This is a genomic window from Bradyrhizobium sp. ISRA430 (assembly GCF_029909975.1).
Lineage (GTDB): Bacteria > Pseudomonadota > Alphaproteobacteria > Rhizobiales > Xanthobacteraceae > Bradyrhizobium.
In genome coordinates, this window is sequence record NZ_CP094516.1 from 3,642,894 (window position 1) to 3,656,739 (window position 13,846).

The window sequence follows — 13,846 nt, forward strand, 5'->3', positions numbered from 1 at the left end:
CCGTTGAAAACCAGGGGCCGGCACGACGCGAGGGGGCACGGAATTGACCGACGAGACGCACGCAAACCTTGATCGTCTGCTGCAATCCGGCGGCATCCGGCTTGGCCGAGCCCAACGCGATCGCCTGATCTGGCTGGTCGGCCAGTACGGTACGCCAACGCTGGATGCTAGCCCTGGGGGACGACACAGCGGCGTCGTCATCCTGAAGGAGCCGCCCAGCGGCGCGGCGGCCGAGCTGTTCTACCGTGCGCTCACCCCTAGCTGCGCCGTCGTCATACCCAGAAGCGAAAATCCGGGCTTCGATTTCCTCAAGTCCAAGCTGACCGAATTCGGCACAGTCGGCCCCTGCGGTGCGGACGGTCCGCACGAGATGTGGTGGGGCGGTATCGGCTGGTCGAAATTCCTGACCGCTGCCGATGCCTCCGCCGTCCAGCCGCGCATCGTTTCCTGCTATCCGCGCGGCACCGACGAGAACCGATCGCTCGCCCTGAGGCAGTCGCTCGAGCGCTTGCGGCTCGACAGTCATATCGAAGCAATCGAGACCCAGCTCGACGACCGCATCCTCTGCTTCGAGAAGGCCGAGTTCATGGTGCGGATGTGGAACAAATATCGCGAGCCGCTGCTGCTCATCGAGGCGGACGCCATATTGCGCGAGACACCGCTGCTGCCGTCCTTCCTCGGCTGCGACGTCGCGCTGCATAAATGGAACCGCTGGGAGATGTCGGCACGCACGCTCTATCTCGGCCGCACCAATCACGCCGAGCGCCTGCTCCGCACCTGGCAACACCTCGCCGCGTCCTATCCCGCGATCTGGGACGGCTATCTGCTCGACCAGGCCTGGAGCCTCACCTCGTCGCAGGTGCCGCTCGACACCGTGTGGCTGCCGCGGTGCTATCACGCGCTCAAGGGCGATCTCGGCGCGAGCCGCGCCGTCATCCTGCACGACCGGCAGACGACGACGCTGGAGCTCGGGCCCGATCCCGGCTTCGCCGGCCTCGTGCGCACCGCTCGCCGCGCCGGCCGCACCGGCGCCCGCGACGCCTTTATTGTGATGACCTCGAAGGCCGAAGCCGGCAACGGCATCGCCGTGATCCTGCGCGACATCTCAGCCACCGATGCGACCGCAGTTGCGGCGACGGTCGAAGCGGTGACTGGCGCCTACGCCGCCGATTGCGGCGGATACGGTCGGCTCGAGCTGTCGCTGTGCGCCTGGCAGGAGGACGTCGGCGCCGCGCGCGAAGCCGCCGCTCAGGCGCGCTACCGCATCCTGGAGATCTCGCCGGGCCAGCGCATCGCCAACGATTTCTTCGCCGCCCACACCTCCGACGATGCGGTCATGACCGCGCGCCACCTTTTCCCCTGACGGACGACACACGATGCTGAACACCATCATCCTGCTCACCAACACCGTGCAACAGCAGCAGCCGCTCGCCAACCTGCTCCGCGAGCACAATCTCAATCTGTCCTTCTGTTCGGCGCTGCGCGCCCGGGACCTCACCGCAATCTCGCCTGAAGTCCTGCGCAACGCGCGCCTGGTGTCCTTTGCCAACGATATCGCCGTCTCCGAAAAGTTCCTACTCCGGCTCGGCCATGGCGCCTACAGGTTCTACACGGCGCCGACGCAATATCCGGGCTTGCCGCCAGCGCCCGACGAGAGCGACGACGATCCGCGCTGCATCTCCGTGATCGCGCAGTCGATGACGATCTGGCCGGATTTCAGGAAGGTGGTCGGGCTCGAGACCGTGACGATTCCGGAAGGAACTGATATCGCCGAGCGCGACCGGCTGGTCTTCTCGCGGCTTGCCCATCTGTTCTGGCGGATGTCGGGCATGATCGCGGTCGAGGCCGCGGATCTTCCTGGCATCATCGACGCCGGCGAGAGCCAGCGGCCATCACTCGCGATGATGAACTGACGCCGCCAACGCGTCGCGGTGCTCGGGGGCGGCGATCGCGATCATGCGGCGCGCGCGCTCGGCAAGGCCGCAGCCGCGCAGCTCGGCAATGCCCCATTCGGTGACGATGGCATCGACGTCGGCGCGCGGCGTCGTCACCGTCTCGACATTGGCGACGATGCGGCTGGTGCCGTCGGACGCGGTTGCCGGCAGCGCGATGATCGCCCTGCCCCCAAGAGACGCGTTGGCGCCGCGCACGAAATCGAGCTGCCCGCCGATCGCGCCGATCGCAACGCCATTCAGCGTCTCGGAATTGACGGCGCCGTCGAGCCCGACCTGAAGAGCCGAGTTGATCGCGACCAGCCGGTTGATCCGCCCCAGCACGCTCTGGCCGTGCGTGTAGGACGTCGGCCGTACGGCGACCTCCCGGTTCTGGTGAACGAAGCGATAGAGCCGCGCTGTCCCGATCACCTGGTTGGTGACGGTGATCCCGTCATCGATGCCCTTCTCCGCATTCGTCACCGCACCGCGCTCGATCAAATCGACCACGGCGTCGTTGATCAGACCGGAATGAATGCCGAGGTTGCGTGCATGGGAGAGCGAGGACAGGATTGCGTCCGGGATCCGCCCCACCCCGAACTGGAGCGTGCTGCGGTCGGAAATCAGGCTCGCCGCATGCGCCGCAATCCGCCGCGAGACGTCGTCGAGCGGTGTTGAGGGCAGTTCGACGGGAGGGCGGCGGGCAGCCACGCGCACATGGATCGGCACGTTCGCTGGCCAGTCCGCGCCGAGTGTGAAGGGCGCATCCGGATTGATCTCGGCGATGACGAGGCGCGCCCCGCGCGCGGCGTCGATGACATAGTCGTTGGAGAGGCTCGCGCTCAGCCCGCCGTCGGCGGCTTCGGCGAGCTGCACCAGCACCACATCGGCTCGGTGACGGCGCGCGGCGAAATCGGCGCAGAAGGCACTGTAGTTGCCCGGGATCACATCGAGCCGCCCGGCTCTCGCGAGCCGCCGCGCATTGCCAATCACGCCATAGCTCAGGAACGACACGTTGGGCGTGCAGGCCGAAAAGGTTTCCGAGAACAGCGGGCCGACCATCATGCGAAAGGCCGGAAGCTGCGCAGCCTGCGCGACGAATGCTTCGGTCAAGGTGACGGGCTCCGCGGTCGCCTGCCCGCACACCACGAGGTCGCCGTCTTGGATCAGGCCGGTAAAATCGATCGGCGCTGGTTCTGCCGGCATTTTCGGCTAGTCCATCGGCGCAAGGCGCGCGGAGGACTCGTTCAGGAGCGTGCGTAGCTCCGTCTTCACGATCTTGCCGTAGCTGTTCTTCGGCAGCTCGCCGGTGACGTAATAATGCTTCGGTCGCTTGAAACGCGCGATCCAGGCATTGCAGATCTGATCGAGCTCGCTCCGCGTTACGCTCTTGCCTGTCACGGGAACGACGACGGCCACGACCTCCTCGCCCCATTCCGGATGCGGCCGGCCGATAACGGAGACCTCGGCAACGGCCTCGTGCCGCAGCAATACCTCCTCGACCTCGCGCGGATAGATGTTGGTGCCACCGGAGATGATGACGTCCTTGGAGCGGTCCTTCAGCGTGAGGAATCCGTCCGCATCGAACGCGCCCATGTCGCCGGTGTAGAGCCAGCCGTCGCGCAGGGTGTTCGCGGTGGCCTCCGGATTCTGCCAGTAGCCGGACATCACGGTATCGCCCCGTACGATGATCTCGCCGATCTCGCCCGGCGCGACATCCCGCCCCGCCTCGTCCACGGTGCGGACCTGCACGACACCCTGCGCGATGCCGACCGACGCCAGGCGTTCTTGGTGGCGCGGATGCCCGGCATCGACATGCATCGACTTGGGCAGATAGGTGATCGTCATCGGGGTCTCGCCCTGACCATAGATCTGCGCGAGCTTCGGCCCAAACACCGCGAGTGCCGCCTTGCAATCGGCGACATACATCGGGCCACCGCCATAGATGATGGTCTTCAGCCCCGGCGCGCTCGCGCCTGCCGCTTCCGCGGCGACCGTCAGGCGCCGCACCATGGTGGGCGCGGCGAAGAAGGAGATGTCGTCGCGCTTCGCCGTCAGCTCCAGAATCTCGTCCGGCTCGAAGCGACCGCTCTCTGGAACCACTTGCGCGCCCATGCCGAGCACATGCGGCACCATGTAGAGCCCGGAGCCGTGCGACATCGGCGCGGCGTGCAAGAGCGACTCGCCAGGGGCGATGGGGTTGATCTCGGCGAGATAGTTCAGCGCCATGGCGAGCAGGTTGCGATGGCTCAGCACCGCGCCCTTCGGCCGGCCTGTGGTGCCGCTGGTGTAGAAAATCCAGGCGGGATCGGTGATCCCGACATCGGCGATGGCGATGCCGTCGGCCTTCTCAAAGCTGCGATGCTCGGCTGAGCCGATCTCGATGACGTGCGGTTTGCGCGCGCCGAGCGCCAACGCCTCTGACGCAACGCTCGCCATGTCCTCGGTCACGAAGACGACCGCTGCGCCCGAATTGTCGAGGATAAACGCAACTTCGCGCGGATGCAGCTTTGCGTTGATGGGAACGGCGACCAGGCCGGCATGCCAGCATGCATAGAGGCAGGCGACATAGTCCGGCACGTTCTTCATCAGAAGCGCAACGCGGTCACCTTTGGCAAGGCCAAGGCGCTGTTGCATCGAGGCGGCCAGCGAGGCCACCGTCGCGGCGAGCCGGCCGTAATCGGCGACCGGCGTCAGTCCCTTGAATAGCGCCGGCGCGGAGGCGTCGGCTCTGGCGGCACGAAGCAGATGATGAGCGAGGTTCATGGCGATCCTGCCGAACGATCCGCGGGCAAGATTAGTACGATTTGGCGAGGCCGAGCACCTTTTCGGCGATAAAGCTGAGCGCGAGCTGCGGGCTGACCGGCGCAATGCGCGGGATCAGGATCTCGCGCAAATAGCGCTCGACGTGGAACTCCTTGGCATAGCCGAAACCGCCATGGGTCATCACCGCCTGCTCGCAGGCCGAGAAGCCGGCTTCACCCGCGAGATATTTTGCAGCATTGGCCGCGGCGCCGCAGGGCATGCCCTTGTCGTACTGCCAAGCCGCCGACATAACCATCAGCCAGGCCGCCTCGAGCTCGACCCAGTTCACCGCGAGTGGATGCTGGATGCCCTGGTTCTTGCCGATCGGACGGTTGAACACCACGCGCGTCTTGGCGTACTCGGTTGCGCGCGACAGCGCGAGCTTGCCGAGCCCGACCGCTTCCGCCGCGATCAGGATGCGCTCGGGATTCATGCCCTCAAGGATGTATTCGAAGCCGCGGCCCTCTTCGCCGATGCGGTCCTCCATCGGGATCTCGAAATCCTCGAAGAACAGCTCGTTGGAATCGACGATCTTGCGGCCCATCTTCTCGATCTCGTGGACCTTGATCTCCTTGCGATCGAAATCGGTGTAGAACAGGCTGAGGCCGTGGGTGGGCGAACGCACCTCCTCCAGCGGCGTGGTGCGCGCCAACAGCAGGATCTTGTGCGCGACCTGCGCGGTCGAGATCCACACCTTCTGGCCGTTGACGATATAGCGATCGTTCTTGGCGACCGCACGGGTCTTGAGCTGCGTGGTGTTGAGGCCGGTGTTGGGCTCGGTGACGGCGAAGCACGCCTTCTCGCGACCCTCGACCATCGGCGGCAGCATGCGTTTGCGCTGCTCCTCGGTGCCGAACACGACGACCGGGTTGAGTCCGAACACGTTGATGTGCACCGCGGATGCGCCGGACATGCCGGCACCGGATTCGGCGATCGTGCGCATCATGATCGCGGCCTCGGTGATGCCGAGGCCGGAGCCGCCATATTCCTCCGGCACGCAGATGCCTAGCCAGCCGGCGTCGGCCAGCGCCTTGTGGAAGTCGTGCGGGAAGCCGCCGTCGTGGTCTTTCTTCAGCCAGTAGGCATCGTCGAAGCCTTCGCAGATCTTGGCGATGGCGTCGCGAATGGCTTCCTGCTGATCGGTGAGCGCGAAATCCATGTTCTTGATCTCCTTGATTGGAGCCGCGGCGGCCCGGACGTGCTAGCGTCCCATCTGCGAGGGCAGCCAGAGAATGATCGAGGGAAACGCCACCAGGATCGCGATCGCGATCAGGTGCGCGATGAAGTGCGGGAAGGTGCCATGGAACACCTCCGCCACGGGCCGCTTGGCATAGCGGGCGACGATGAAGCAGTTCAGCCCGACCGGCGGCGTGATCATGCCGACCTCGGCGGTGACGATCTTGATGACGCCGAACCAGATCGGATCGAAGCCGAGCGTCTTGATCAGCGGCAGCACGATCGGCACGGTCAGCACCAGGATCGCGATCTGGTCCATGAAGGAGCCGAGCACGATATAGCCGCACAGGATCAGCGTGATGATCACCCAGCGCGAGGTCGGCAAGCTACCGATCCAGGCGACGAGGTCCTGCGTGACGTGGGTGAGCGTGAAGAAGTAGCCGAAGATCGAGGCGCCGACCAGGATCATGATGATCATGCAGGTGCCGTGGCAGGCGCGCAACAGCGTCTTGTAGAGGGACGACGGCGTGATCTTGCCCTTGACGATCGCGAGCAGGAAGGCGCCGAACGCGCCGAAGGCCGAGGCCTCCGTCGGCGTCGCAACGCCGAGATAGATCGTGCCTGTCACGATCGAGAACAGCACAACCATCGGCGAGACCTGCCACAGCAGCGCGAACTTCTCGCGCCATGGCACCGACTTGGCGGCGGGCGCGCGCGAGGGATCCTGCCAGACCAGGAAATAGATCGTGGCCATGATGGTGATGGTGACGAGGATCGCCGGGATGATGCCGCTGATCAGGAGCTTGCCGATGTTCACCTCGGCGAGCAGGCCGAAGATGACGAGCGCCACGCTGGTCGGAAGCAGCATCGACAGCGTGCCGGAGATGGCGACGACACCGGCCGCCATCTTCGGCTCGTAACCCTGGCGGATCATCGCGGGGAGGCTGGTCGAGGACAGCGTCGCCGCTGATGCCGTCGAGGTGCCGCAGATCGCGCCAAAGCCGGCGCCGGCGAGCGCCGTCGCCATGCCGAGCCCGCCCGGAACGCGGCCGACCCAGGCCGATGCCGTCTTGAACAGATCATCCGCGACACCCGACAGCAGCACGAGGTCGGCCATCAGCAGGAACATCGGGATGGTGATCAGCTCGTAAGACGAGACGGTCGAGAGCGGAGCCGTCTGCAGGATGCCTGACAGCGTCGCAAAGCCGCCGACCATGACGAGGCCGACCGAGCCGGCAAAGGCCATCGCGAAGCCGACGGGCGTGCCGAGTGCGAGCAGGGCAAAGAGAAGGGCGAGAACGATGAGAGGAGTCATGAGTACCCGCCGCTATTCAAAGGTTCGCGCTTCGCCGACGCCCGTGACCGGCGGCAGCGGATAGAGATCGCGGCCGCTGACGAGGCTCAGAAAATTGCCGACGAGCTGCAGCGCGAGCCGCAGCACCAGCACGCCACAGCCAAACGGCACCAGCGCCGCCGAGATCCAGGTCGGCCAGGGAATCGCGCCCGAGAGAACGTCGTGCTGCTCATAGTTCTCGAGCGCGCGCTCGAAGCCGACCTTGCAGATCAGGACGAACACGAACAGGCCGGTCAGTGCGGTGATGATCTCGGACAGCCGCCGCCCCGCCGGCGAGAAGCGCGACAGGAGGATGTCGACGCCGACATGAGCATGTTCACGCAGGGCGTCCGACAGCGTGAAAAAGAACACGCCAGCGAGGAGATAGAGCCCGATCAGGTCATAGGTGAAGGAGAACGGGCGGTTCAGCGCGTAGCGCATGAACACGTCGGTCACGACAAGCACCATGATCACGAACAGGAACACCACCGCGATCACCGTCAGCGCGCGTTCCAGCGCGCCGAGCACATCTGCTGCCCGCTTGATCACCTTTGGCGTCTCCCTTTGGCCGTGTCGTGCTATCAGTTCTTCTTGTCGCCGGAAGCGAGCAAGCCGTCGAACTCCTTCAGCGCGGCGGAGGCCTGCTTGCCACGGCTGTCGAGACCGCTCGCCCATTCCTGGCCGACGCCCTTCAGCTTGTCCCTCATCTCGGCGCGCTTCGCCTCAGGCAGCGGATCGAAGCTGACGCCCTCATCCTGGAGGTGCTTCTTGGTCGCGTCCGTTTCCTTGTCGACCTGGGCGCAGGCGGTCGGCTCGATCGCTTCGGAGGCCTCGTTCATCGCCTTCTTCACGTCGTCCGGCAGCTTGTCCCAGACCGACTGGTTGATGGAGTAGGCGACGATGAAGCTGCCGAAGCTGACGCCCTCGGTCGCATGCTTGACCAGCTTGTCGAGGCCGTAGGCGACGACGCTCTCCATCGGAAAGAGCAGACCATCCATCGTGCCGCGCGATAGTGACTCATAGGCATCGGGCGCGGCCATGCGCACCGGAACGGCGCTGAGCGCACGCAGCGTCAGGTCCTGCGCGCCGCCGGTGGTGCGCAGCTTCAGGCCCTGCATGTCCTTCGTCGCCTCGACCTTCGCCTTGGCGGTCCATACCTGATAGGGCGGCAGCACCACGGCCATCAGCAGCTTGATCTTGTTCGGCGCATATTCCTGCTTGGCCAGCACGCCTTCGCGGGCCGTCTTCCAGTAGGCCAGCGTGCCCTGGCAGCTCGTCTCGAACGCACCCGGCAATTGCGCGACTTCCGACAGCGGCATCTTGTCCGAGACATAGGACGGGCCGATGTAGCCGATATCGACAACGCCGGACTGGGTCAGCCGCAGCATGTCGGCGGCCTTGCCGATCTGCTGGTTCGGATAATAGGTGAAGGTCACCGCGCCGTTGGTGCGCTTGGTAACGTCGTCCATCCACGGCTTGAGCATCAGGCGGACGAGATAGTGGCCGGCCGGGAAGGAGTCGGCGACTTTCAGCTCCAGCGCCTTCGCCGACATCGTCGAGACCGGCAGCGACAGTGCGAGCGCCGAAACAGCCCAGGCCAATTTCTTCTTCATTTGCTTCTCCTTGACGCGTCCCCACGCCGGGGCGGCAGCCCGCTGCCGCCGAACGCCGGCCCTCACTCCATTTTCTTGCTTGAGAGAAATGTACATATATGTGAATTTCTATGTCAAGCATATGAACTATGCATGGAGCTATGCGTCCTGGCGTGGAGCAGCGCAAATTGACATCCGCGTTCTATGAACTCTAACTCCACATATATGAATAACTCCGACGAGGCCTTATGGGACCGCTTGCCGGCATCACCATTCTCGACCTGACCAGCGTGCTGATGGGGCCCTACGGCACCCAGGTGCTGGCGGACATGGGCGCTGACGTGATCAAGGTCGAAAGTCCCGAGGGCGACATCGTTCGCCAGATAGGTCCCGGCCGCACGCCCGGCATGGGCGGGATGTTCCACAACGCCAATCGCGGCAAGCGCAGCATCGTGCTCGATCTCAAGAAGCCGGAAGGGCGCGATGCGCTGCTGCGGCTCGCCAGGCGCGCCAACGCGCTCGTCTATAACGTGCGCCCGCAGGCGATGGCCCGGCTCGGCCTCGATTACGAAACGCTCGCCGCGAACAATCCCGCCCTCGTCTATGTCGGCGCGTTCGGCTACGGCCAGTCCGGCCCCTATGCGGCAAAGCCCGCCTACGACGACCTGATCCAGGGTGCGGCCACCGTCCCGACGCTGCTCGCCGCTGCCGGCGACGGCACGCCGCGTTACGTTCCCGTCACCATCGCCGACCGCATCGTCGGCCTGATGATGGTCAACGCGATCATGGGCGGGCTGTTGCACCAGCAGCGCACCGGCGTCGGCCAGCGCATCGACGTGCCGATGTTCGAATCGATGGCCGAGTTCGTGCTGGTCGATCATCTCGGCGGCCTCACCTACGATCCGCCGCTCGACCATGGCGGCTATGCCCGCCTGCTCTCGCGCTATCGCCGCCCCTACCAGACCAGCGACGGCTATCTCTGCGTGCTCATCTACAACGACAAGCACTGGCGCAGCTTCTTCGAGGCGATCGGACGGCCGGAATTTTTGCAGCAGCCGCGCTTTGCCAACCACGCCGCGCGCACCAAGCACATAGACGAGATCTACGAGGAGATCGGCCACATCTTCCTCACCCGCACGAGCGCGGCGTGGCGCGAGCTTCTGGAGCGCGCCGACATTCCGGTGATGCCGATGCATACGCTGGAGACGATTTTGGACGATCCCCATCTCAAAGCGGTCGACTTCTTCACGACAGTGGATCATCCCGCGGAAGGCCGCATCCGCCAGATGCGCGTGCCCTCCACCTGGAGCGTCACGCAGCCGGAGCCGGCCGGCCCCGCGCCGATGCTCGGCCAGCACGGCCGCGACATTTTGCACGAAGCCGGCTTCTCGGCGGACGAGATCAAGCAACTCGCAGAGCAAAAAGCAGTTCACCTAGCGGCGCCGCCTTAAGCGGACGCCGCCCAGAATCGCAACGACAGGGAGGAAGCCGCGATGGCCGGACTTTATTTCGAGGACTTTTCCGTGGGCCAGGAGTTCAGGCATCCGCTGACCCGAACCGTCACGGAGATGGACAACACCATGTTCAGCCTGCTGACGCTCAATCCGCAGCCGCTGCACATCGATGCGCATTTCTCTGAAAAGACCGAGTTCGGGCAGCGCATTTTCAACAGCCTTTATACCCTCGGCATCATGATCGGCATGACGGTCTATGATACGACCCTGGGTACCACCGTCGCCAATCTCGGCATGACCGACGTCACCTTTCCGAAGCCGGTCTTCCATGGCGACACGTTGCGGGCGACGACGAAGGTGCTCTCTGTGCGGGAATCCAAATCGCGCCCCAAGGCGGGCATCGTCGAGTTCGAGCACCACGCCTACAACCAGAACGACGAGATCGTCGGCAAATGCCGCCGCATGGCGATGATGCACAAGAGGCCGGTCTGATGCGTTCGATGCTGTTCGTGCCGGGGGATTCCCCGCGCAAATTCGAGAAGGCGAGCGAGGGCAACGCCGACGCGCTGATCATCGACCTCGAGGACTCCGTCGTCACCGAGAAGAAAGACGAGGCGCGCACGCTGACGCTTGAGATGCTGAAGGGCCGGCGCGGCCCGCACCAGCTCTATGTCCGCGTCAATGCACTCGACACCGGCATGACGCTCGCGGATCTCGCCGCGGTGATGCCGGGGGTGCCCGACGGCATCGTGCTGCCAAAATCGCGCGGCGGCGACGACGTACGCCAGGTCGCGACCTGGCTCGAAGCCTTCGAGGCGGCGGCCGGCACCACAGTCGGCTCGACCCGAATCGTCTGTGTCGCAACCGAAACCGCCGCATCGATCTTCGGGCTTGGCACCTACAAGGACTGCTCCCCGCGCCTCGCCGGATTGATGTGGGGCGCGGAAGACCTGTCCGCCTCGCTCGGCGCCACCGAGAAGGCCTCGGGCGGCGTCTTCCACAGCCCCTATCGCCTCGCGCGCGACTTGTGTCTGATGGCGGCGGCAGCGGCCGAGGTCGCGCCGATCGACACTGTCTATACCGACATCGACAATCTCACAGGACTCGAGCAGGAAACACGCGCCGCGCGGCGCGACGGCTTCTCCGCAAAGGCGCTGATCCACCCCAAGCATGTCGACATCGTCAATGCGGCATTCGAGCCGACCGAAGCCGAGCGCACCTGGGCGGAGAGGGTGATTGCGGCGTTCGCGAGCAATCCGAACTCCGGCACGCTGCGCCTCGATGGCATGATGATCGACAAGCCGCATCTTCGCGCCGCGAAGAAGATCCTCGGTCAGTCATAGATCAGGGTAACGCGTCGCGACAGACGGGATCGGATCATGATCGTTCGCCAAGCCGCAAACGTCCTGGAGATCATGGAGTTCTTCGCGCAAGTGAGGAAACCGGCGACGCTTGCGGAGATCGCAGATCATTTCGGCTGGCCGCGTTCATCGACCTTCAACCTGCTCGCGACGCTGTCGGAGAAGGGCTATCTCTATGAGCCGCGGCCGCGCGCCGGCTTCTATCCGACGCCGCGGTGGCTGGCGATGGCGCGCATGATCTCGGAGGTCGAGCCGCTACCGCCCTGGACGCATACGCTGGTCGCCGATCTCTCCGCGGAGACCGGCGAGACCGCCTCGATCGTGGCGCCGGCCGGCGTGATGGCGGTGTTCATCGACGTCGTCGAGTCCAAGGCGGCGATCCGCTATTTCGCGACCATCGGCCACCGCGTGCCGATCCACGCCACGGCCAGCGGCCGTGCATTGTTGTTGCAGTACTCGCAGGAGGAGCGCGACTCGGTCTATCGCAAGATCGAATTCAAACAGTACGGCCCGTCGACGCCGATCAGCATCGAGGCGGTGGAAGCGGAGCTGCGCAACTCGATCGAACGTGGCTATTGCCAAAGTTTTGGCGATTACAGCCGCGACCTCGCGGGCGCCGCGATTCCGCTGCCGATCGGCGACCGCCGCCTCTCCGTCGTCGTCGCTGGCCCCGAATTCCGGATCGGCCCGAAGGTCGGCGAAGTCGCCGCGCTGATTGCGCGGACGGTCGATCGGCTGCGGCCGAAGACCACCGCGGCTTAGGACCGTAGCCTCATTCGAATCCCTGAACCGGCGGCGTCGAAGTCTGCGCCGGCACCGCCGGAGCAGCTTGAACGGGCTCCGCCGCGGGCGCGGCCTGAGCCGGCGGATTGCCGGCAGTTCTCATCTGGCCATTGGCCTGCATCGCCTCACGCGTGGGCTGTGGCGCGCTGGTAGGGATTGCGCGGCTCGACTCGCGACGTGGCGGCTGCCGGTGTCTCGCCGACCGCGAACCTCTCACACCCCATGACCGGGCGATGGAAGGCCCGGCGGTGTAGCCGACCAATGCTCCGGCGACGGCACCGACCGGGCCCAGCACGATGGCGCCGGACACCGCTCCCAGCGCAGCATCGCCCGCGCGTTCCTGCGCAAAGGCGCTCGCGGGCACGCAGGCCAGCATCACGACGGCGGTAATCAGAGCTTTGTTCATCGAAGCGCCTCCCTCACGGGAGATCACTCTTACTCAAATATGGCGGCAGGAAGTTTGTTTGTCGCCCAACAAGCGGCAACGGCCTGCGGAACTCCGGCAATTCAAAGGCCTCCGCCGTGAACCGTGGTTCCGGCGGAGGCTGATCCGCAACGCCGATTAGACGATCTTGATCGACATGTCCGGCAGGCCCTCGAGCTTGCACAGGAGCACGTCGCCCTTCACGACGGGGCCGACGTTTTCCGGCGTGCCGGAATAGATGATATCGCCGGCCTTGAGCTCGAAGGCTTCCGAGAGCTTCGAAATCTGCTCGGCGACGCTCCAGATCATCTTGCTGAGATCCGAGCTCTGCCGCACGGTCCCGTTCACCGCCAGCGAAATCGCGCCTTTCTCGAAATGGCCGGTCTTGCTCACCGGATGAATCGGGCCGATCACCGCGGCATGGTCAAAGCTCTTGCCGATCTCCCAAGGCTTCTTCTCCGCGGCCATGCCGTTCTGGAGATCGCGCCGGGTCATATCGAGGCCGAGCGCGTAACCGTAGACATGGTCGAGCGCCTTCTCCGGCGGAATGTTGGTGCCACCGGACTTCAGTGCGGCGACCAGCTCGACCTCGTGATGATAATTCTTGGTCAGCGACGGATAAGGATGATCGGCAACCTGGCCGATCGCGACGTTCTGGATCGCGTCGGTCGGCTTCTGGAAGAAGAAGGGCGGCTCGCGGTTCGGATCCGAGCCGCGCTCGATCGCATGCGCCGCATAGTTGCGCCCGATGCAGTAGATGCGGCGGACCTGGAACACACTTGTCTCGCCGACGATCGGGATCGCGACCATCGGCACCGGGAAGATCGGCTTCGGCCCGGCCTGCGCCGCGGCTGGTGCCGCTTCGGCGATGCCCGCCGCGGTCATCGCGGCTGCGGCAGTGAGCAGGTTGCGTCGAGAGGTCTTTGTCATGGTTCTTTTCCGTTGCTTGGCCGCCCGTTAGCGGCGCGGTTATTCATAGGGCCAAAC

Annotated in this window: 13 protein-coding genes and 1 pseudogene; 6 read left to right on the forward strand and 8 right to left on the reverse strand. The window is 65.0% G+C overall.

The annotated features are described in order from the left end of the window. Positions 1-43 precede the first annotated feature (43 nt). Positions 44-1,363, forward strand: a complete 1,320-nt coding sequence (locus MTX21_RS17370; RefSeq protein ID WP_280965995.1) for a hypothetical protein — start codon at positions 44-46, stop codon at positions 1,361-1,363. A 13-nt stretch (positions 1,364-1,376) separates the two neighbouring features. Further along, entirely contained in the window at positions 1,377-1,913 is a 537-nt protein-coding gene (locus tag MTX21_RS17375; RefSeq protein WP_280965996.1) for a hypothetical protein, read from the forward strand. Here the strand turns inward: MTX21_RS17375 and MTX21_RS17380 are convergent. Genes MTX21_RS17380 through dctP form a run of 6 tightly spaced genes read right to left on the reverse strand, consistent with a single transcriptional unit; the run spans position 1,893 to position 8,858 of the window. After that, positions 1,893-3,137 carry an acetyl-CoA hydrolase/transferase C-terminal domain-containing protein gene (locus MTX21_RS17380; protein WP_280965997.1) on the reverse strand — a complete coding sequence of 415 codons (1,245 nt, stop codon included), beginning with the start codon at positions 3,135-3,137 and terminating at the stop codon, positions 1,893-1,895. The two genes, MTX21_RS17375 and MTX21_RS17380, sit on opposite strands and share 21 nt — an antisense overlap. A gap of 6 nt (positions 3,138-3,143) precedes the next feature. Then, positions 3,144-4,697, reverse strand: coding sequence for an AMP-binding protein (locus MTX21_RS17385; RefSeq protein ID WP_280965998.1), 1,554 nt, complete (start codon positions 4,695-4,697; stop codon positions 3,144-3,146). A gap of 31 nt (positions 4,698-4,728) precedes the next feature. Next, positions 4,729-5,895, reverse strand: a complete 1,167-nt coding sequence (locus MTX21_RS17390; protein WP_280965999.1) for an acyl-CoA dehydrogenase family protein — start codon at positions 5,893-5,895, stop codon at positions 4,729-4,731. A 42-nt stretch (positions 5,896-5,937) separates the two neighbouring features. Beyond that, entirely contained in the window at positions 5,938-7,227 is a 1,290-nt protein-coding gene (locus MTX21_RS17395) for a TRAP transporter large permease (protein ID WP_280966000.1), read from the reverse strand. Between the two features lie 12 nt (positions 7,228-7,239). After that, positions 7,240-7,794, reverse strand: a complete 555-nt coding sequence (locus MTX21_RS17400) for a TRAP transporter small permease (RefSeq protein ID WP_280966001.1) — start codon at positions 7,792-7,794, stop codon at positions 7,240-7,242. Positions 7,795-7,826: 32 nt separating this feature from the next. After that, a complete protein-coding gene (dctP, locus tag MTX21_RS17405; RefSeq protein ID WP_280966002.1) occupies positions 7,827-8,858 on the reverse strand; it encodes a TRAP transporter substrate-binding protein DctP in 1,032 nt (343 codons plus the stop codon). Positions 8,859-9,085: 227 nt separating this feature from the next. Between dctP and MTX21_RS17410 the strand changes: the two genes are divergently transcribed. The 4 genes and pseudogenes from MTX21_RS17410 to MTX21_RS17425 all read left to right on the forward strand — a co-directional run bounded on the left by MTX21_RS17410 (position 9,086) and on the right by MTX21_RS17425 (position 12,414). Next, positions 9,086-10,288, forward strand: coding sequence for a CoA transferase (locus tag MTX21_RS17410; RefSeq protein ID WP_280966003.1), 1,203 nt, complete (start codon positions 9,086-9,088; stop codon positions 10,286-10,288). A 24-nt stretch (positions 10,289-10,312) separates the two neighbouring features. Further along, a pseudogene (locus tag MTX21_RS17415) lies at positions 10,313-10,783 on the forward strand (MaoC family dehydratase); the annotation flags it as partial. Continuing rightward, positions 10,783-11,634 carry a CoA ester lyase gene (locus MTX21_RS17420; RefSeq protein ID WP_280966005.1) on the forward strand — a complete coding sequence of 284 codons (852 nt, stop codon included), beginning with the start codon at positions 10,783-10,785 and terminating at the stop codon, positions 11,632-11,634. The pseudogene MTX21_RS17415 and the gene MTX21_RS17420, both read left to right, overlap by 1 nt. Before the next feature lie 36 nt (positions 11,635-11,670). Continuing rightward, positions 11,671-12,414, forward strand: coding sequence for an IclR family transcriptional regulator (locus MTX21_RS17425; protein ID WP_280966006.1), 744 nt, complete (start codon positions 11,671-11,673; stop codon positions 12,412-12,414). A 10-nt stretch (positions 12,415-12,424) separates the two neighbouring features. Here the strand turns inward: MTX21_RS17425 and MTX21_RS17430 are convergent, their stop codons facing one another. Together MTX21_RS17430 and MTX21_RS17435 are read right to left on the reverse strand one after the other, a co-directional pair. Further along, on the reverse strand, positions 12,425-12,841 hold the full coding sequence (locus tag MTX21_RS17430) for a hypothetical protein (RefSeq protein ID WP_280966007.1): 417 nt from the start codon (positions 12,839-12,841) through the stop codon (positions 12,425-12,427). Between the two features lie 156 nt (positions 12,842-12,997). Further along, positions 12,998-13,789, reverse strand: coding sequence for a fumarylacetoacetate hydrolase family protein (locus MTX21_RS17435; protein WP_280966008.1), 792 nt, complete (start codon positions 13,787-13,789; stop codon positions 12,998-13,000). Between the last annotated feature and the right edge of the window lie 57 nt (positions 13,790-13,846).